At 74.7% G+C, this 18,314-nt stretch carries 17 protein-coding genes; 7 read left to right on the top strand and 10 right to left on the bottom strand.

All coding sequences use genetic code 11. The features are described from left to right. The first annotated feature begins 101 nt into the window (after positions 1-101). Both VKZ81_RS06890 and VKZ81_RS06885 read left to right on the top strand, forming a co-directional pair. Positions 102-806 carry a YdcF family protein gene (locus VKZ81_RS06890; protein ID WP_324240584.1) on the top strand — a complete coding sequence of 235 codons (705 nt, stop codon included), beginning with the start codon at positions 102-104 and terminating at the stop codon, positions 804-806. 123 nt (positions 807-929) lie between these two features. After that, positions 930-1,805, top strand: a complete 876-nt coding sequence (locus VKZ81_RS06885; protein WP_324240583.1) for an MEDS domain-containing protein — start codon at positions 930-932, stop codon at positions 1,803-1,805. Here VKZ81_RS06885 and VKZ81_RS06880 read toward each other — a convergent pair. Both VKZ81_RS06880 and VKZ81_RS06875 read right to left on the bottom strand, forming a co-directional pair. Then, entirely contained in the window at positions 1,790-2,821 is a 1,032-nt protein-coding gene (locus VKZ81_RS06880) for a DUF3500 domain-containing protein (protein ID WP_324240582.1), read from the bottom strand. The genes VKZ81_RS06885 and VKZ81_RS06880 overlap by 16 nt on opposite strands. A 76-nt stretch (positions 2,822-2,897) precedes the next feature. Continuing rightward, a complete protein-coding gene (locus VKZ81_RS06875) occupies positions 2,898-3,605 on the bottom strand; it encodes a GntR family transcriptional regulator (protein ID WP_324240581.1) in 708 nt (235 codons plus the stop codon). Positions 3,606-3,687: 82 nt separating this feature from the next. Between VKZ81_RS06875 and manD the strand changes: the two genes are divergently transcribed. From manD to VKZ81_RS06860, 3 genes are read left to right on the top strand one after another with little or no spacing between them, the layout of a single operon-like run. Next, positions 3,688-4,899: a D-mannonate dehydratase ManD gene (gene manD / locus VKZ81_RS06870; protein ID WP_324240580.1), complete on the top strand. Its 1,212-nt coding sequence runs from the start codon at positions 3,688-3,690 to the stop codon at positions 4,897-4,899. A gap of 11 nt (positions 4,900-4,910) precedes the next feature. After that, positions 4,911-6,260, top strand: a complete 1,350-nt coding sequence (locus VKZ81_RS06865; protein WP_324240579.1) for an MFS transporter — start codon at positions 4,911-4,913, stop codon at positions 6,258-6,260. Further along, positions 6,257-7,318 carry an L-idonate 5-dehydrogenase gene (locus tag VKZ81_RS06860; protein WP_324240578.1) on the top strand — a complete coding sequence of 354 codons (1,062 nt, stop codon included), beginning with the start codon at positions 6,257-6,259 and terminating at the stop codon, positions 7,316-7,318. Before VKZ81_RS06865 ends, VKZ81_RS06860 begins: the two co-directional genes overlap by 4 nt. Here VKZ81_RS06860 and fxlM read toward each other — a convergent pair. The 7 genes from fxlM to VKZ81_RS06825 all read right to left on the bottom strand — a co-directional run bounded on the left by fxlM (position 7,260) and on the right by VKZ81_RS06825 (position 16,015). After that, positions 7,260-8,483 (bottom strand): methyltransferase, FxLD system, encoded by a 1,224-nt coding sequence (gene fxlM / locus VKZ81_RS06855; RefSeq protein WP_324240577.1) that lies wholly within the window; start codon positions 8,481-8,483, stop codon positions 7,260-7,262. The two genes, VKZ81_RS06860 and fxlM, sit on opposite strands and share 59 nt — an antisense overlap. Before the next feature lie 42 nt (positions 8,484-8,525). Further along, positions 8,526-9,653: a glutamate 5-kinase gene (gene proB / locus VKZ81_RS06850; protein WP_324240576.1), complete on the bottom strand. Its 1,128-nt coding sequence runs from the start codon at positions 9,651-9,653 to the stop codon at positions 8,526-8,528. Beyond that, positions 9,650-11,140, bottom strand: coding sequence for a GTPase ObgE (gene obgE / locus VKZ81_RS06845; RefSeq protein ID WP_324240575.1), 1,491 nt, complete (start codon positions 11,138-11,140; stop codon positions 9,650-9,652). Before obgE ends, proB begins: the two co-directional genes overlap by 4 nt. 81 nt (positions 11,141-11,221) lie before the next feature. Continuing rightward, entirely contained in the window at positions 11,222-11,479 is a 258-nt protein-coding gene (rpmA, locus tag VKZ81_RS06840; protein ID WP_324240574.1) for a 50S ribosomal protein L27, read from the bottom strand. A gap of 12 nt (positions 11,480-11,491) precedes the next feature. Then, a complete protein-coding gene (gene rplU, locus VKZ81_RS06835; protein ID WP_324240573.1) occupies positions 11,492-11,800 on the bottom strand; it encodes a 50S ribosomal protein L21 in 309 nt (102 codons plus the stop codon). 114 nt (positions 11,801-11,914) lie between these two features. Further along, positions 11,915-15,058, bottom strand: a complete 3,144-nt coding sequence (locus tag VKZ81_RS06830; RefSeq protein ID WP_324240572.1) for a translation initiation factor IF-2 N-terminal domain-containing protein — start codon at positions 15,056-15,058, stop codon at positions 11,915-11,917. Between the two features lie 177 nt (positions 15,059-15,235). Next, positions 15,236-16,015 carry a TIGR03936 family radical SAM-associated protein gene (locus VKZ81_RS06825; protein WP_324240571.1) on the bottom strand — a complete coding sequence of 260 codons (780 nt, stop codon included), beginning with the start codon at positions 16,013-16,015 and terminating at the stop codon, positions 15,236-15,238. A 261-nt stretch (positions 16,016-16,276) separates the two neighbouring features. On the opposite strand from VKZ81_RS06825, the gene VKZ81_RS06820 reads away from it, so the two are divergent. Next, positions 16,277-16,678 carry a helix-turn-helix transcriptional regulator gene (locus VKZ81_RS06820; protein WP_324240570.1) on the top strand — a complete coding sequence of 134 codons (402 nt, stop codon included), beginning with the start codon at positions 16,277-16,279 and terminating at the stop codon, positions 16,676-16,678. After that, the gene (locus tag VKZ81_RS06815; RefSeq protein WP_324240569.1) at positions 16,675-17,118 is read left to right on the top strand and encodes a hypothetical protein; all 444 of its coding nucleotides are present in this window, start codon (positions 16,675-16,677) and stop codon (positions 17,116-17,118) included. Before VKZ81_RS06820 ends, VKZ81_RS06815 begins: the two co-directional genes overlap by 4 nt. A 205-nt stretch (positions 17,119-17,323) precedes the next feature. Here the strand turns inward: VKZ81_RS06815 and VKZ81_RS06810 are convergent, their stop codons facing one another. After that, the gene (locus tag VKZ81_RS06810) at positions 17,324-18,313 is read right to left on the bottom strand and encodes an isopenicillin N synthase family dioxygenase (protein WP_324240568.1); all 990 of its coding nucleotides are present in this window, start codon (positions 18,311-18,313) and stop codon (positions 17,324-17,326) included. Position 18,314 lies beyond the last annotated feature (1 nt).

The following is an 18,314-nucleotide window of genomic DNA, read 5'->3' as shown; positions in this document are numbered from 1 at the left end:
GACACCCCGGTTCGCGGCGCAGGCGCACCAAGGGGGCCACGAGGGTAGGCGCGCCCCCGCGCCCGGCACTCCGCCGCGCGGCCTAACGTCGCCCACGAGCGATGCGGCCCGCCGTGCGGGCGGGCGCGACGGGCGAGGGGAGGGCTGTCCTGAACGGCGAACGGGGCGACGCCCTCCTGCTCTGGCGCTACCTGCGCCTCGGGCACGAGCTGCGTCCGTGCGACGCGGCCGTGGGCCTCGGCAGCCACGACCTCGGCGTCGCCACCCACGCGGCGCGGCTCTACCACCGCGGCCTGTTCCCGGTGATCGTCTTCTCCGGCGGCCGCACCCCCACCACCCGCGCCCGCTTCCCGCGCGGCGAGGCGGTGCACTACCGCGAGCACGCCCTCGCCCTCGGCGTGCCGGCCTCGGCGGTGCTCGTCGACCCGCACGCCACCAACACCGGGGCGAACATCCGCAACGCCCGCGCGCTGCTGGCCGCGACCGAGGCCCGATCCGTCCTGCTGATCTGCAAGCCCTACGCCGAGCGGCGCACGCACGCCACGGCGTGCGAGCTCTGGCCGGAGGTCGAGGCCGTCTGCAGCTCGACACCGCTGGACTTCGACGCCTACGTCGAGAGCATCGGCGACGAAGGCCTGGTCATCGCCATGATGGTCGGTGAGCTGCAGCGGATCCTCGCCTACCCGTCCCGCGGATTCATGGTGCCGCAGCCGGTTCCCGACGAGGTGCGGGAGGCCGCCGAACGGCTCCACGCAGCGGGCTTCACCGGCCGCGCATTGCGGCCATCCGGACCACCGCGCCGGTGACTGCGCTCACTACCCTGGCCCTTCCGCCGGTGCCGCGCCGGTGACCAGGGAGGCGTCCCGGTGATCGAGCACGCTGCGAGCCCCGTCCACGTGGACCGCCTGCGCCCGGGTGACCACGCTTGCGTGGAATTCGACGACGTCGAGGCCCGGTGGGAGGTGCTCACCGCGTTCGCGCACATCGGGCTGGCCCGCGGGGAACGGGTGATGCTGGTCCTCGACCCCGACGACCTCGACGACGCCGCCACCGTCGTCCGCGTCGACGCCGGCACGGGCGTGGTCGCCGACGCCCACGAGGACGGCCACCTGGTGGTGGCGCGCAACACCCCGCCCCACTTCCCCGACGGGCGGTTCGACGCCGATCGCCGGCGCGCGGCGTACCTCGCCGCCACCCGACGGGCCGTCGACGACGGGCACCGTGCGCTGCGGGTCGCGGTCTCGATGGCCTGGGCGCCGCGGGCCGGGTGGAGCGACGAGGAGCTGGTGGCGTGGGAGGGGTCGGCCGAGCACCTGTTCCGGTCGGCGCGGTTCGCGGCGCTGTGCTGGTACGACCGGGCGCGGTTCAGCGAGCACATGCTGGCGGGCGCGCGCGAGATCCACCCCGTCCGCGTGCTCGACGGGCTGAGCGTGCTCGAGGTCACCCGCCACCCCGGCGGCGCGCGGATCGCCGGGTCCGGGTCTCGCGAGGACCTCACCCGGGTGCTGACCGACGTGCTGGCCCGCGGCCAGGAGCAGGGCCCCCTCCACTTCGAGCTCGACCTCGCCGACGCCCGCGACGTGGACGCGCACTGCGCGTGGATGCTGATCGACCTCGCCGCGGCGCTGCCCGCGCCCGACCGCCTCGTGGTGCGCTGCGAACGCACGCTGGAGACGGTGCTGCGCGGGCTCGGCGCCGACGCGGTGCCGCAGCTGGAGCTCGCCGTGACGGGCGGCGAACAGGGGGCCGAAGGAGTGGCCCGACCGGGCGGCGCGGGCCGCTCGAGCCGCTATCGGCCCAGGTAGTCGGCCCGTTTGTCCCGGTAGATGCTGTGGTAGTGGTTGTCGCCGTTGCCGAAGCGGCCGACGTTGGAGAACTCGATCCACAGCCGGGGGCCGTCGATGCGCAGGTAGGCGCCGGGGGTGTCCGGGTCGAGCGAGCCGGACACGGCGATGCGGGTGCGGTCGAACTCGGCCTCGTACTGCTGTACGAGCGGCTCCGCGACCCGCTCGTCGGTGTCGCCGACCCAGGCCCGCACGAAGGCCGTGACCCGCCCGCGCTGCTCCTCGGTGAGGTCGCTGACGAGGGTGCCCTCCGGCTCCGGGTACCGGTCGCTGCGCCCGGTGCCGACGCGGACGTCGTCGATCGCGCCGATCCGCGCGGCGGCGAGCGCGTCCTCGCCCAGGCTCTCGACCAGGGCCGTGAACGCCTCGGTCTCGGCCAGCATGGGCCGCAGCCGCCTGCCATCGGCCTCGAAGTCCACCGGGTCGACGCCGGTGAAGGCGGGCGTGGGGCTGATCCGGTCGCCCTCGAACGTGGTGTTGACCGCGAGGTGGTGCCCGGTGATCTGCACGGTGAACCGGCCGGTGGTGCTGGGCTCGCCGAAGAACGCGATGAAGTAGCGGTCGGAGTCGACCTCGGGCTCGCCGTTGCGCACGCCCAGCGCGTCCTCGGCGGCGAGCACGCCCCGCAGCTGGGCGTACCCGCTGTCGGACAGCGTCTCCTCCGCGACGGCGAACGCGGCGGCGCGCTGCTCGTCGGTGAGCTCGCCGATGGCGATGCCGTTGCGGTCGCTGCGGCCCGGGAAGTAACTCCACTCGCGCAGGGCCGGGTCGTCGGAGTCGTACCGGACGCGCTCGCGCTGCTCCGGGGTGAGGCCGGCGAGGAAGGCGGCGGCGGCCGCGACGACGGCCTCGGTGACGGCGGCCGGGCCGGGGCCGCTCGCCGGTGGCGGAGGGCTGCTGCCTTCGGCGCTGCTCACGCAGCCCGACAGCGCGAGGGCCGCGGCGAGGGCGGCCAGGAGCGGGGTCCGGCGGGGCACGGGTCCTCCTCGAAGGGGATGGCGACACCCGCCAGGCTACCTACTTCTTGATGGCTATCAAGTTCTTGATATCCACTCACTCCCAGACGACCACGTTGCGGCGCACCGGGACCGCGTCGCGGTTGCTCGCGAACAGCTCCGGGGAGCGCAGGCGGATCTGCTCGACGTCGTCGAACACCGCGCGCAGGTGGGCGCGCATGGCGCGGCGGGCCGCGTCGACGTCGCCCGCGAGCACGGCCTCGAAGATCTGCTCGTGCTGGGCGGCGAAGGCGGGCGGCGCGGTGGCCTGCAGCCCCAGCCGGCGGGCCCGGTCCAGGTGACCCTTGGCCGAGACGACCGTGGCCCACGCGCTGCCGTGCCCGGCGAGCCGCAGCAGCGCGTGGTGGAAGGCCTCGTCGAGCGCGAAGAACTCCTCCACGTCGAGCCCCGGCCTGCGCTGCGCGGCGAGGTTCTCCCGCATCTCGGCCACGATCTCGGGGTCGAGCTCGCGGGGCAGGTCTTCCAGCGAGGCGAGCTCGACGGCCTCGCGCAGGAACTGGGCGTCGGCGACGCGGGCCGGGTCGACGCGGGAGACGAACGACCCGACCTGGGGGAAGACCTGAACGAGGCCTTCCTCGGCGAGGAGGATCAGGCTCTCGCGCACCGGCGTGCGACTCACCCCGAGCTGGGCGGCGAGCTCGTTCTCCGACAGCGCGGAACCCGGCGGGAACTCCAAGGTCAGGACCTTGCGCCGCAGGGTCTCGTAGACCGTCCTGCGGCTGCTCCGCCGGGTCGGGGTCGCCACCGCACCAGCCTATCCGCGGTTGCGACCCCTGCGCGACAGATGCTTGTATACCAGCACTGCGCGACAAGGAGGCGGCAGAGAATTGACCACGATCGAGCGCGCCGAGGTGTTCGTCGCGTCCCCGGGGCGCAACTTCGTCACCCTCCGGATCACGACCTCCGACGGCGTGACCGGGCTCGGCGACGCCACCCTCAACGGACGCGAGCTGGCCGTCGCGGCCTACCTGGAACAGCACGTCGTCCCGCTGCTCATCGGCCGTGACCCGGCGCGCATCGAGGACACCTGGCAGTACCTCTACAAGGGCGCCTACTGGCGGCGCGGGCCCGTCACGATGACGGCGATCTCCGCCGTCGACACCGCGCTGTGGGACATCAAGGGCAAGGTCGCGGGCCTGCCGCTCTACCAGCTGCTGGGCGGCCGGTCGCGCGAGGGCGTCACGGTCTACGCGCACGCGAGCGGCACCGACGTCCCGTCGCTGCTCGACGACGTCGGCCGCTTCCTCGAGCTCGGCTACAAGGCCGTGCGCGCCCAGGCCGCGGTGCCGGACGTCGCGGGCACCTACGGGGTGCGCAAGGGCGAGGGCGTCTACGAGCCCGCCGCGACGGCGCTGCCCGAGGAACAGCCGTGGGACACCGAGGCCTACCTCGGCTTCGCCCCGACCTACTTGGAGGCGGTGCGCGAGCGGTACGGGTTCGGCTTCCACCTGCTGCACGACGTGCACCACCGGCTCACCCCGATCGAGGCGGCCCGGTTCGGCAAGCGCGTCGAGGACTGCCGGCTGTTCTGGATGGAGGACCCGACCCCCGCGGAGAACCAGGAGGCGTTCCGGCTGATCCGCAGCCACACCACCACCCCGATCGCCGTCGGGGAGGTGCTCACCTCGATCTGGGACGTCCAGCAGCTGATCACCGAGCAGCTGATCGACTACGTGCGCACCACCGTCGTGCACGCGGGCGGCATCACCCACCTGCGCCGGATCTTCGACCTCGCCGCGCTCTACCAGGTGCGCACCGGGTCGCACGGCGCCACCGACCTGTCCCCCGTCACGCTGGCCGCCGCGGTGCACCTGGACACCGCCGTGCCCAACTTCGGCATCCAGGAGTACATGCCGCACGCGCCCGAGACGATGGAGGTCTTCCGCTCCGGGGTGCGCTTCCACGACGGGATGCTCCTGCCGTCCGAGGAGCCCGGCCTCGGCGTCGAGTACGACGAGAAGGCCGCCGCCCGGTTCCCGTACGAACCCCGCTACCTGCCCGTCGCCCGCCGCCTCGACGGTTCCGTCCACGACTGGTGAGGAGATCCGGCATGAGCGAGCGCTCGGCGACCGGCCCCGTCACCCGCACCACCCGCGACCTGGCCAAGGCCGCCACGTCCGGCTGGCTCGGCACGGCGATGGAGTACATGGACTTCCAGCTCTACTCGCTGGCGGCCGCCATCGTGTTCAACGAGCTGTTCTTCCCCGACGTGAGCCCCGCGATCGGGCTGATCGCCGCGATGGCCACCTACGGCGTCGGGTACGTGGCGCGGCTCGTCGGCGCGGTCTACTTCGGGCGGATGGGCGACCGCATCGGCCGCAAACGGGTGCTGTACCTGACGATCCTGCTGATGGGGGCGTCCACCACGCTGATCGGCGTCCTGCCGACGTACGCGCAGATCGGCATCCTCGCCCCGATCCTGCTGGTGGTGCTGCGGTTGATCCAGGGCTTCGGCGCGGGCGCGGAGATCGCGGGCGCCACCGTGATGCTCACCGAGTACGCACCGGTGCGCCGCCGCGGCCTGATCGCCTCGCTGGTGTCGCTGGGCACCAACTCCGGCACGCTGGCCGCCTCGGCCCTGTGGGCGCTGCTGCTCGCCGTGCTGTCGGACGAGCAGCTGATCGCGTGGGGCTGGCGGATACCGTTCCTGCTCAGCTTCGTGCTGATGCTCTTCGCGGTCTGGCTGCGGCGCAGCCTCAAGGAGAGCCCGGTGTTCGAGCAGCGCCCCGACGTCGTCGACGGGCGCGCCGTCGACCGCACCGAGGCGGGCAGCGCGCTGGAGCGGGCCCTGCGCCAGCGCAAGGGCAAGGCCTTCTTCCTCGCGCTCGGCCTGCGCTTCGGCCAGGCGGGCAACTCCGGCCTGGTCCAGACGTTCCTCGTCGGCTACATCGCCTCCAGCGCGATCGCCGACCGTTCGGTCCCGACCGACGCGATCATGTACGGCTCGCTGATCGGCTTCGCCACGGTGCCGTTCATCGGGCTGCTCGGCGACCGCTTCGGCCGCAGGCCCGTCTACACCGCCCTGTCGGTGCTGACCGCGGTGCTCGCGTTCCCGCTGCTGCTGATGATCATCAGCGGGAACACGGTCGCGCTGGTGATCGGCATGATCCTCGCGCTCAACATCGGCGTGCTCGGACTGTTCTCGCTGGAGAGCGTCACGATGGCGGAGCTGTTCGGCGCCCGCACCCGGTTCACCCAGCTCGCGCTGGCCAAGGAGATCGGCGGCATCCTCGCCACGGCGATCGGTCCGGTCGTCGCGGCCACGCTGACCGCGCTCACCGGCAGTTGGTGGCCGATCGCCGCGATGCTCGTCGCCTACTCCCTGATCACGCTCGCCGCCACCCTGCTGTCCCCGGAGACCCGTGGACGCGACCTGGTCGCGCTTCAGGACGCAGCATGAGAGCGGTGGTCGTGCACGCCGCGGGCGACGTCCGGGTCGACGAGCGGCCGGACCCGACGCCCGGGCCGGGCGAGGTGTTGCTCGCGATGGAGTGGGGCGGCATCTGCGGCTCCGACATCGCCTACTACCGGCACGGCGCCACCGGCACGGCCGTGCTGCGCCACCCGCTCGTGCTGGGGCACGAGGTCGCGGGGCGGATCGCCGCGCTCGGGCCGGGCGTCACCGGGCTGCGCGAGGGCGACGCCGCGACCGTGCACCCGGCCACGCTCGTCGGGGACGCGCGCCTGCCCGACCGCATCGCGGGGCGCACCAACCTGCACCCGCGCGTGCGCTACTTCGGCTCGGCCGCGCTCGACCCGCACACCGACGGCGGGTTCAGCGAGTACCGGGTGGTGCGCGCCGACCAGGTCCGGCTCCTGCCCGACGGCGTGTCCACCGAGCACGGCGCGCTGGCCGAGCCGCTCGGCGTGGCGTTCCACGCCGTGCACCGGGCGGGGGACGTCCGGGGCCGGACGGTGCTGGTGAACGGGGTCGGTCCGATCGGGGCGCTGGTCGTGGCCGCCGCGAAGCACCGCGGGGCCGCCGCCGTGGTCGCCGCCGACGTCGCCGCACCCGCGCTCGCCGTGGCGTCCGCGATGGGCGCCGACACCACGATCGACCTCACCGACAGCGCGCTCCCCGAGGACGTGGAGGTCGTCTTCGAGGCGTCGGGCGCGCCGGCCGCCCTCGGCCCGGTGCTGCGGGCCACCGCCCGCGGCGGGATCCTCGTCCAGGTCGGCAACCTGCCGGGAACCGCGGCGCCCGCGGTGCTGGGCGACCTCGTCACCCGCGAGATCACCTGGGTGGGCTCCTACCGGTTCGTCGACGAGATCGACGACGCGCTGCGGGCGATGCGCGACGGGCTCGACGTCTCGCCGGTCATCACCCACCGGTTCCCGCTCGACCAGGCGAAGGCGGCCCTCGACACCGCGGCCGACCGCTCGAAGGGCAGCAGCAAGGTCATGCTCGACCTGCGGCCCGGGCCGCCGGCTCGGCCAGCACCCGGCAGTGCTTCTTGACGATCACCCGCGGGGCGGGCAGCGCGGGGGCGTCCACCCCCGTCGGGACCACGGTCAGCCGCCAGTCGGGGGCACCGGGGCGGCCGGCCACCGCCCACTCGTCCATCGCGGCCAACAGCCGGTCGGCGAGCTCCGCGCCGTCCGGCCCGAACTCGCGCACCGCGACCGGCCCCGGGCCGGGCCCCGGCTCGGTCGGCACGACGGCCGCCAGGCCGTCGGCTCCCGCCAGCGCCACCGTTCCGCTCGCCGGGCCGAGCGGGAACAGTTCGTCGGGCAGCGAGGTCTCGGCCTCCGTGGCGAGCAGCCTGCAGGCGTCGGTCTCGGTGAGGGCGAGCCACAGGCCGAAGCCGTCCCACACGTCCACCGCGCCCAGCGGCACCGCCGCGTCGCGGCGCCTGCGCGGCTCGCCCAGCAGTTCGGCCACCCGGCCCGGGTCCGGCTCCGCGAGGTCGTCCGGCGCCAGCAGTGTGACGCCCGTGCCGTCGAGGCGCCTGCTCACGTCGGTGCTCGCCGCCTCGCCGCGCAGCCGGATGAACGCGCAGCTGCGCACCGAGTCGGAGCGCAGCACGCCGTCGCGGCCCAGGTCGAGCGCGACCGAGAGCTGGCTGCCGCGCAGCGCGAGCGGTAGCAGCAGCCGCCCGTCGGGCACGAGCTGGTCCACCCACGCCGGCAGCACGTCGTCGCTGCCGACGGTGAGCACGATCCGGTCGTACGGCGCGCCCGGCGGGTGGCCGTGGGCGCCGTCGGCCGCCACCAGCTCCACGGTGTGCACACCGGCCGACTCCAGGTGCACGGCGGCCCGGTCGACCAACTCCTCGTCGATGTCGACGGCCGTGACCGCGCCCGCAGGCCCCACGATCCGCGCCATCAGCGCCGCGTTGTAGCCGGTGCCCGCGCCGATCTCGAGCACCCGGTGGCCGGGCCGCAGCCCCAGCTGCTCGAGCATGATCGCCATCATCGACGGCTGCGACGCCGAGCTCGTGGCCACTCCGTCGGTGACCTGCACGGCGACGGCCTCGTCGGCGTAGGCGTCGGCGACGGCGAGGTTCGGCAGGAACAGGTGGCGCGGGACGGAGCGGAACGCCTCCTCGACGGCGGCCGACCGGATCCTGCCCGCCGTGCGCAGGCCGTCGACCATCTCGTTGCGAGCCCGCTCCGCGTCCACGATGGCGAGTTTGGCTCCCCGCAACGGCAGCCGCCAATCCCGTCAGGGACCCGACATCGGCACCAGGTCGTCGGCGTGCACCACCTCGCGGCGCTGCTCGGGGGCCAGGTCGCGGGTGCGGCGCCCGATCAGCTCGGGCAGCTCGGACGCGTCGAAGCTCACAACGCCCCGCGCGACGACCACGCCGTCCGGGCCCACGAGGTCGACCACGTCGCCCGCGACGAAGTCGCCGGAGATGCCGTGGATGCCCGCCGCGAGCAGCGAGCGCCTGCGGTCGATCACCGCCGCGACCGCGCCCGCGTCCAGGTCGAGCGCGCCGCGCACGTCGGCGGCGTGCCGCAGCCAGAACCGGCGCGCCGACATGCGCCTGCCCGACGGGCGGAACGCGGTGCCGACCTTCGGGCCGGTATCGGCCACGTCCAGCGCGGCGACGACGTCCTCGGCCGACGCGAGCAGCACCGGGATGCCCGCGGCGGCGGCCATCGCGGCCGCGGTGATCTTGGTGGCCATGCCGCCGGTGCCGAGCGAGTCGGCCCGCGCCCGCGCCACCTGCACCGCCTCCAGGTCGGACGGCGCCTCCACCTCGGCCAGCAGGCGGGAGCCGGGCTTGCGCGGGTCGCCGTCGTAGAGGCCGTCGACGTCGGAGAGCAGGACGAGCCCGTCGGCGCCGATGAGGTGGGCCACCAGCGCGGCCAGCCGGTCGTTGTCGCCGACCCGGATCTCGTCGGTGGCCACCGTGTCGTTCTCGTTGACGACCGGGAGCACGCCGAGCTTGAGCAACCGCTCCAGGGTGCGCTGGGCGTTGCGGTAGTGGGAGCGGCGGATCATGTCGTCGGCGGTGAGCAGCACCTGCCCGATCGGCAGGTCGTGCTTGCCGAACGCGGCGGCGTAGGCCTCCGCGAGCAGCAGCTGCCCCACCGACGCGGCGGCCTGCTGGGTGGCGAGGTCGCGCGGGCGGCGGGTGAGCCCGAGCGGGGCCAGCCCCGCCGCGATCGCGCCCGACGACACCAGCACGACCTGGCTCCCGGCCTCCCGCCGGGCGGCCAGCGCGTCGACGAGCGCCTGCAGCCGCGCCGGGTCGAGCCCTCCGTCGAGGCTGGTCAGCGAGGAGGAGCCGACCTTGACGACCACCCGCCGCGCCGCGGCGATCCGCGCACGCGCAACGCTCATGCGTCCCAGTCCTCGTACTCGTTCTCGTTCTCGCGGCCTTCCGGCCACAGCTCCTCGTCGGTGTGGTGGCGGCGCCGCTCGGCCCGCGCGGCCTTGCGCTGCGCGGCGGTGGTGCGCCCGCTGCGCTCCAGGCGCGGGTCGCTGCCCCGGCCGGCCATCATCACGGCCGCACCCGCGGGGGTGCTCGGCTCCCAGTCGAACGTGACGTCGCCGATCGTGACCGGGCAGCCGGGCTCGGCGCCCGCCTCGACGAGGGCGTCCTCCACCCCGAGGCGCGCGAGGCGGTCGGCGAGGTAGCCGACGGCCTCGTCGTTGTCGAACGCGGTCTGGCGGACCCAGCGCTCGGGGCGGGCGCCGCGGACGATGAAGCCGCCGGGCTGCTCGGGGTCCGGCTCGATCGTGAAGCCCGCGTCGTCGACGGCGGGCGGGCGCAGCACGACGCGCGTGGGCTCCGGGGGCGGCTGGGCCTCGCGGTGCGCCCGGACCCGCTCGCCCATCGCGAACGCGAGCTCCCGCAGGCCCGCGCGGGAGGCGGTGGAGATCCGGAAGACCGGCCAGCCGTAGCGCTCCTGCAGCTCGGCGGTGACGAGATCGGCCATCTCGGCCGCGTCGGGCACGTCGACCTTGTTCAGGGCGATCAGCCGGGGCCGGTCGGCGAGCTCGCCGCCCAGCGCGGGCGTGTAGCGGGCCAGCTCGTCCTCGAGGGCCTGCACGTCGGAGACGGGGTCGCGGCCAGGCTCGTAGGTGGCGCAGTCGACGACGTGCACCAGCACCGAGCAGCGCTCGATGTGGCGCAGGAAGTCCAGGCCGAGCCCGCGCCCCTCCGACGCGCCCGGGATGAGCCCCGGCACGTCGGCGACGGTGAACACGTCCTCGCCCGCGGTGACCACCCCGAGCTGCGGCACCAGCGTGGTGAACGGGTAGTCGGCGATCTTCGGCCGCGCCGCGGACAGCGCCGCCACCAGCGACGACTTGCCGGCCGACGGGAACCCGACGAGGCCGACGTCGGCCAGCGAACGCAGCTCGAGCACCAGGTCGCGGCTCTCCCCCGGCTCGCCGAGGAGCGCGAACCCCGGCGCCTTGCGCGCCGGCGACGCGAGCGCCGCGTTCCCCAGCCCGCCGCGGCCGCCCTGGGCCGCCACGAACCGGGTGCCCGCACCGACCAGGTCGGCGAGCAGGTTGCCGTCGGTGTCGAACACGACCGTGCCGTCGGGGACCCGAAGCTCGAGGTCCTCGGCGTTGGCGCCGGCGCGGAACCCGCCCTGGCCCTGCTTGCCGTTGCGAGCGGTGGCGTGGGGCCGGTGGTGGAAGTCCAGCAGGGTGTGCACGCCCGGGTCGACGACGAGCACGACCGATCCGCCGCGCCCGCCGTTGCCGCCGTCGGGGCCGCCGAGCGGCTTGAACTTCTCGCGGTGAACGGAGGCGCAGCCGTTGCCGCCCGCGCCCGCCGTGGCGTGAATCACCACGCGGTCCACGAACCTCGACATCGACTCTCCTCACACGACAACGGCGGGCCACCACCCGGGCGGCCCGCCGTTGTCAGTTTCTGCTGAAAGGGTGTGCAGGCCTCAGGCCTGCACCGGCACCACGTTGACGACCTTGCGGCCCTTCGAGTACCCGAACTGGACCGAGCCCTCGACCAGCGCGAACAGCGTGTCGTCGCCGCCCCGCCCGACGCCCTGGCCCGGGTGGAACTTCGTGCCGCGCTGGCGGACGAGGATCTCGCCCGCGTTGACGACCTGGCCGCCGAAGCGCTTCACGCCAAGGCGCTGTGCGTTGGAGTCGCGACCGTTGCGCGAGCTGGACGCACCCTTCTTGTGAGCCATGGTGGCGTCCTCCTACTTCGAGATCCCGGTGACCTGCACCTTGGTGAGCGGCTGGCGGTGGCCCTGCCGCTTGTGGTAGCCGGTCTTGTTCTTGAACTTGTGGATGCGGATCTTCGGGCCCTTGGTCTGCTCGACCACCTTGGCGGTGACCGAGGCGGCCGCGAGCGCCGCGGAGTCGGTGGTGACCTCGTCGCCGTCCACGAGGAGAACGGCGGGCAGCTTCACCTCGGCGCCGGGCTCCCCATCGATCTTCTCGACGGTGACGACGTCGTCGACGGCCACCTTGTACTGCTTACCGCCGGTCTTGACGATCGCGTACATCGACGCACTGCTCCTGAAGCTCGGGGGTCATGGCACAGGGCACCCTGCGCGGGCCGCGACTGCTTCGGAGCGCGGCGCTGGAAACCCAGGGTACCGGACGGGTTCGGGGGCCGGTCACGCCGGGTCTCCCCCGGCCTCGGCCACTGGCGGGCCGGCAGGCCGTGACGCCGCCCGCCGGGCGCGGCGCGGCCGCGAGACGACGGCCGGCTCGGGCTGCGGCGGGACGGAGACCGGGGCCGGGGCGGACGAGTTGGACCCGCCCGTGACCGGCACCGTGAGGACGGCGGCGACGGGGGCGTCGCCCACCGTGGCCTTGGGCGCGCCCGCGGTGCGGGTGACCCGGCCGCGGCGGCGGCGCGGTCGCTCCTCCTCGGTGACCGCCTCGTCGGCGGTGGTGGCCCCGGCCGCGGCCGGGGTCCCGGCGGCGGCGGCAGGCTTCGGCTCCGGCGCCGCCGCCGGCTCGGGCGCCTTCTTCTCGGGCGCGGGCTTGTCAGGCGCGGGCTCGTCAGGCGCGGACGCAGGGGCCTGCGCGGGCGCGGCCACCTCGGGGGCGGGGCGGTCCTGCGCCGCGGCGACCGAGCGCTCGACGACGACCTCCTCCACCTCGTCGGCGGCGACGTCCGCCGGACCGGAGGAAGGGGAGGCCTCCACGACGCCCCGGCGGCGCCGGATCCGCCTCGCGCCGGCCGGCGCGGGCTCGGCGGGCTCCGTGGCGGCCTGCGGCTCGGGCTGTGCGGCGGCCGCCGGGTCGAGCACCGCAGGCGTCACGACCGGGGCGGGCGCCCCGACGTCGACCGCGGCCTCGGCGGTGTCCGGGCGGCTGCCGTTGGCGGTCCCGTTGGGGTGCCCGGCGGCGACCGGCTCGGCCTTGCGCACGTCGTGGCCGTTGCGCTCCTCGCCGTCGCGGCGGCCGCGGCCCCGGCGGCGCCCCTCCCGCTCGTAGCGGTCCGGACGGCCCGACCCGCCGCCCACGACGGGCTCGGTGTTGACGATCACGCCCCGGCCGCGGCAGTGCTCGCACGGGGTCGAGAAGTGCTCCAGCAGCCCGCCGCCGACGCGCTTGCGGGTCATCTGGACCAGCCCCAGCGAGGTGACCTCGGCGACCTGGTGGCGCGTGCGGTCGCGGGCGAGGCACTCGGTGAGCCTGCGCAGCACGAGGTCGCGGTTGGCCTCGAGGACCATGTCGATGAAGTCGATGACGGTGATCCCGCCGATGTCGCGCAGCCTCAGCTGGCGCACGATCTCCTCGGCCGCCTCGAGGTTGTTGCGGGTGACGGTCTCCTCGAGGTTGCCGCCGGAGCCGGTGAACTTCCCCGTGTTGACGTCGATGACCGTCATCGCCTCGGTGCGGTCGATCACCAGCGTGCCGCCCGAGGGCAGCCAGACCTTGCGGTCGAGCGCCTTGAGCAGCTGGTCGTCGATCCGGTACTCGGCGAAGACGTCGTTCGGCCCGACGTGGCGGTGCAGCCGGTCGGACAGCTCCGGCGCCACGTGGCCGATGTAGTTCGACAGCGTCTCCCAGGCGTCGTCGCCCTCGACGATCAGGCGGGAGAAGTCCTCGTTGAACTGGTCGCGGACGACCTTGATGAGCAGGTCCGGCTCCTCGTAGAGGAGCGCGGGCGCCTTGGGCGCGTTCGGCCCGGTCTGCTCGGCCTTGCTCTTGATGACCTCCCACTGCGCCTGCAGCCGGCGGACGTCGCGCTCGAGAGCCTCCTGGCTCACGCCCTCCGACGCGGTGCGGATGATCACCCCGGCGTCCGGCGGGACGATCTCCTTGAGCATGTCCTTGAGCCGCTTGCGCTCGACGTCGGGCAGCTTGCGGCTGATGCCCGCGGCGCCGCCGCTCGGGACGTAGACGAGGAACCGGCCGGCCAGGCTGATCTGCGTGGTGAGGCGGGCGCCCTTGTGCCCGATCGGGTCCTTGGTGACCTGCACGAGCACGGTGTCGCCGCTGGAGAGCGCCTGCTCGATGCGGCGCTGCTTGCCGCCGAGCCCGGCGGCGTCCCAGTCGACCTCGCCCGCGTAGAGCACGGCGTTGCGGCCCCGGCCGATGTCGACGAACGCGGCCTCCATGCTGGGCAGCACGTTCTGCACCCGGCCGAGGTAGATGTTGCCGACGAGCGACTTGCCGGTGCCGTCGCGACCGCCGGTGGTGTTGACGAAGTGCTCGACGAGGATGTCGTCCTCGAGCACCGCGATCTCGACGCGGTCGCCGCGCTCGCGCACGACCATCGTGCGGTCCACCGACTCGCGGCGGGCCAGGAACTCCGCCTCCGACAGGATCGGCGCCCGCCTGCGGCCGGCGTCACGGCCGTCGCGGCGGCGCTGGCGCTTGGCCTCGAGCCGCGTGGAGCCGCGGACGCTCTGCACGCCGTCGCCCTCGTCCTCGCGGACCTCGCGCGGCGCCCGCACCTTCGTGACGGTGTTCTGGTCGGCCTCGTCGGTGACGTCGACCACCTCGTCGGCCGAGGCGCGGCGGCGGCGCCTGCGCCTGCGGCGGCGCGTGGTGACCGCCTCGCCCTCGGCCGTCTCGTCCTGCTCCCCGCCCTCGGCCTCGTCCCCGGCCTCGGTGGCGCCCTCGGCGGGCTCCTCGGCGGTGGCCGCGCTCGCGTCGGCGTCGTCGCCGGTCGACTCGTCCTCGCGGCCGTCGCCGGCCTCCGCGGCCTCGCCGTTCTCGCCGTTCTCGTTGCCCTCGGCGCCGTCGGTGCCCCGGCCCCGGCCGCGGCCGCGGCGGCCGCGGCGCCTGCGCCTGCGGACGGTGGTCTCCTCGGCGTCCTCGCCCTCGGGCGCCTCCGGGGCGGCCTCGGCCTCGGGCTCGGGGGCCTCGGCGGCCGATTCGCCCGGGGTCGCGGGCCGGGTGGGCGCCTGGAAGATCGGGGCGGGCGGCGCGAACACGGGCGCCAGCGGGGTGCCGGGCGTCGCGGCGGGCGCGGGCTCGGCCTTGGCCGCCGTGTCCTGCGAGGTCGCGACCTCGGGCGCCGCGTCGGCGGCGGCGCCCTCGGCTGGGCTCTCGGCGGTGGCGTCCTGCTCCGGCTCCGCCAGGTGGGCGGCTACCTGCTCGGCCGTCTTCTTGTCGATGCTGGACTGGGCGCTGCGGACCTCCATGCCGAGCGCGGACAGCGCCGCGAGGATCTCGCGGCTGGTACGTGCAAGCCTTTTCGCGAGCGCGTGCACCCGCATCCTTTCGGGCAGGTCATCAAGGGCGGGTACGGTGACAGGCCCGCCGGGTGAACCGGCGGGCGATTCGGTATTCGACATCCAGCTCCTCCGCCCCCGGGCGCCTCCGCTTCCGGAGGCGGCCGCGCAGGGGCCACGTGCAGTTCTCTCGACGCGCTTCGCGACGAGCAATCCTCTTGTCTCGCTCCGCCCACGGGGGCGGTACTCCTCGACGACGAGCCGATCCACCTGGGTCGGTCCCGGGCGGTGGCCCGGCCCTCAGCCGAGAGGATCGGCCAGGTCACCTCGATGGTCGAGCAGTCCCTGGGCCGTCCGGGTCGCCTTCGGGGGCGATGACGGCCTGAGGCCTGCGACAACATCGAGTGCACCCAACACGTCGTCGGGTCGAACAGCAGGTGTCGTCTGCCGCACGACCGCCGTCAGTATCGCACAGACTCCCGCCCGATCGGGGGGCGTCGCACCCTCGCCACCCGACGGTGCGGACCCCGCAGCGGCGGGATCCTGCACGTCCACGCGCACGAGCGCGCCCCGCACGTCGATCTTGCGACGACCCGACGGTGTGACGCGTTCGACGACCACCGAATCCCGCTCCAGCAGCGCCGCGACCGCCCGTCGCAGCTCGTCGGGCTCCACGCCCGGCAGCTCGACGACCCAGCTCGAGGCCTCGATCCGGTCGGCGAGCGGCGTGCCCTCTCCGGGCGCGGCCTGCAGGATGTCGAGCCCGTCGGGCAGCGCCGCGTCCAGCGCGGCGGCGACCTCGGCGGGATCGACCGGCTCCGTCAGCCCGATCTCGACGTACTCGGCCTCGCTGGCCGTCCCGGTCGGCGCGGCGCCGATCCACGACATGCGGGGGTGCGGGCTGAACCCGTGCGAGTACGCCACCGGTACGCCCGCCCGCCGCACCGCCCGCTCGAAGCTGCGCGCCACGTCGCGGTGGGACAGGAAGCGCAACCGCCCGCGTTTGGCGAAGCGCAGCCGTACCCGCGCGACGGTGGGTGGGGCGGGGTTGGCGGCCTCCCCGGGGCGGACACGTGCCATGCCGCGGAGTCTAGGAGGGCGGCCGCGTCAGCCCCGCTGGGCGGCGATGCGGCGCGCCCGGGCGGCGGCGCGGTAGAGGGTGCACGGCCAGTGCGGCGCGACCCGGCCCTCGAGGCGGCAGCCGCGGCACCGGCCGTCCCGCCCGCCGACGCCCGCTCCAGCAACCCGCCCCACACCTCGGGCAGGGCGGCCAGCTCGACCGCGAAGGGCCAGTCCGGCGACTCTTCGTACTCGCGCACGCACCGAGCGTCGCGACGAGCGATGTCGATCTCCACCCCGCCGGACGGCGATCCGTGGCGGTCGTTCCGGGTCGCGATGCGGCTCGCCCACGGCTGGACCCAGGCCCGGGTGGCCCAGGAGTGGAACCGCCGCTGGCCCGACGAGCCGAGGACGTTCAAGAACATCTCCTACTGGGAGAACTGGCCCAGCCCCACCGGCCACATGCCGTCGCTGCTCGTGCTCGACCGGTTGGCCCAGGTCTACGGGTGCGACGCCGCCGACCTCATGGCCGGCTGGGGCGAGCACGGCGGCGGCCGGGGCCGGGACGCGGGCACCGAGGCGGAGGCCCTCGCCTGGCAGGTGGAGAACCTCGACCTGCACCAGCTCACCCGCGCCGTCGCGGACTGGGGCCGGCGGCTACCGGCGCAGCAGCGCCGCTGTTGAAGCTGAGCACGGCGGCAGCCGTCGCGGCGGGCCGGACCAGCGCCGCTCCCCCGCCGGCCGCCTTCGGCCGAGGCCCGACGCCGTCCGAGCTGGCCGGGGTGTGGACGAGCCGCTACACGTACGTCAGCACCGGGCGGGGCGCCGAGCTGGAGGGCGTGCACCGGGTCGAGCTGCGCGCGGTGGGCGGCCGGCTCGTCGGCACGAGCGGGCCGACGGAGACGGGCACGCTCGAGCTCGACCTGTCCACCGACGGCCTGCTCGTCACGGGCAGTTGGACCGAGCGCACGTCGCCGTCGGGCTACTACCGGGGCGCCGTGTACCACGGGGTCGTGCAGTTCGTGCTCGATCCCACGGGCCGTTCCATGGTCGGCCGGTGGCTCGGGCCCGACCGCCACTTCGAGATCGACTCCGGCCGGTGGGAGCTGCACCGCGCGGGGTGAACGCCCCCGGGTGCCGGTAGGTGGCCCGTCGGCGGCGCCGCGCAGCCTGCGGGGCCGCCGGCAGGCCCCGCGGGGCCGGGCACGGGTCTGCCCCGCCTCCGCCCTCCCCGCGGGGCAGGGCTTCGCCCCCGGAGGTTCCGACGACCGGCGCGCCCGTCGCACAGGTTCCGACGAGCGCGCCGTTCGTCGGATGGGCGCGCGGGCCTCAGGCCCCGGCGGCCGCGAGCAGCGGGTTGCGGTAGGTGTGGGTCGCGTTCAGCCGGCTCATCAGGTACGGCCCCGCCTCCTGCGGCTCGTACTTCGGCTTCTCCCCCGGCTCGAGGCAGGTGTCGAGGCAGGCGATCTCGGCGTGGAACGGCGGGGTGACGAAGAGCGGGATGGAGTAGCGGTCGGTCTGCGGCGGGTTGACGACGCGGTGGGGGTTGGAGACCCAGCGGTCGTTGGTCCAGATCGCCATCAGGTCGCCGATGTTGACCACGAGCAGGTCGGAGGGGATGGCGACGTTGATCCACGTGCCGTCGCGCTTCATCACCTGCAGCCCGCCCACGCCGTCGTCGGCGAGGAGGGTGACGGTGCCGTAGTCGGTGTGGGCGCCGCAGCCGAGCTGGTCGGGGCCGGGCTGCACGGTCTCCTGTGGCGGGTAGTGCAGCAGGCGCAGGTGGTACATCACCTCGCCGCCGGGCCGGTCGAGCAGGAACTCGTCGTGCTGGCCGAGCGCCCGGGCCATCGCCCGCTGCACGCGCTCGGCGGCCTCGATCGCCTGGGTGCGGTAGGCCTCCCACGCCACGCGGAAGCCGGGGTCGTCGGGCCACTGGTTCGGCCCGAACGTCGGGATGCCCGCCTTCACCTCGGGGTGGTCGGGGCCGTGCTCGCCGCCGGTGTCGAGGGACTCCTTGAGGTCGGCGGCGCCGTCCTCGTCGCTCTTCTCGGCGGCGATCCCGACGTAGCCGCGGTGGTTCGCCGACTTCCCGATCGCGATCTTCTCCTTCTCCTCGACCGGGAGCGCGAAGAAGCGGTGCATCGCCTCGAACATCGCGTCCTTGACCTCGGGCTGGACGCCGTGGCCCGAGATCAGGAAGAAGCCGATCTCCCGGCAGATCCGGTCGATCTCGGCGGCGACGGCGTCCTGCTCGGGGCTGGGCGCGGCGCCGGTGGCGAACGGGCTGACGTCGACGGTGGGCAGGGTCTCGGTCACG

This window comes from Pseudonocardia sp., from assembly GCF_035305885.1.
Classification (GTDB): Bacteria; Actinomycetota; Actinomycetes; order Mycobacteriales; family Pseudonocardiaceae; genus Pseudonocardia.
The sequence above is the reverse complement of the archived record's forward strand: the minus strand, read 5'-3'. Positions and strand labels throughout refer to the sequence as shown.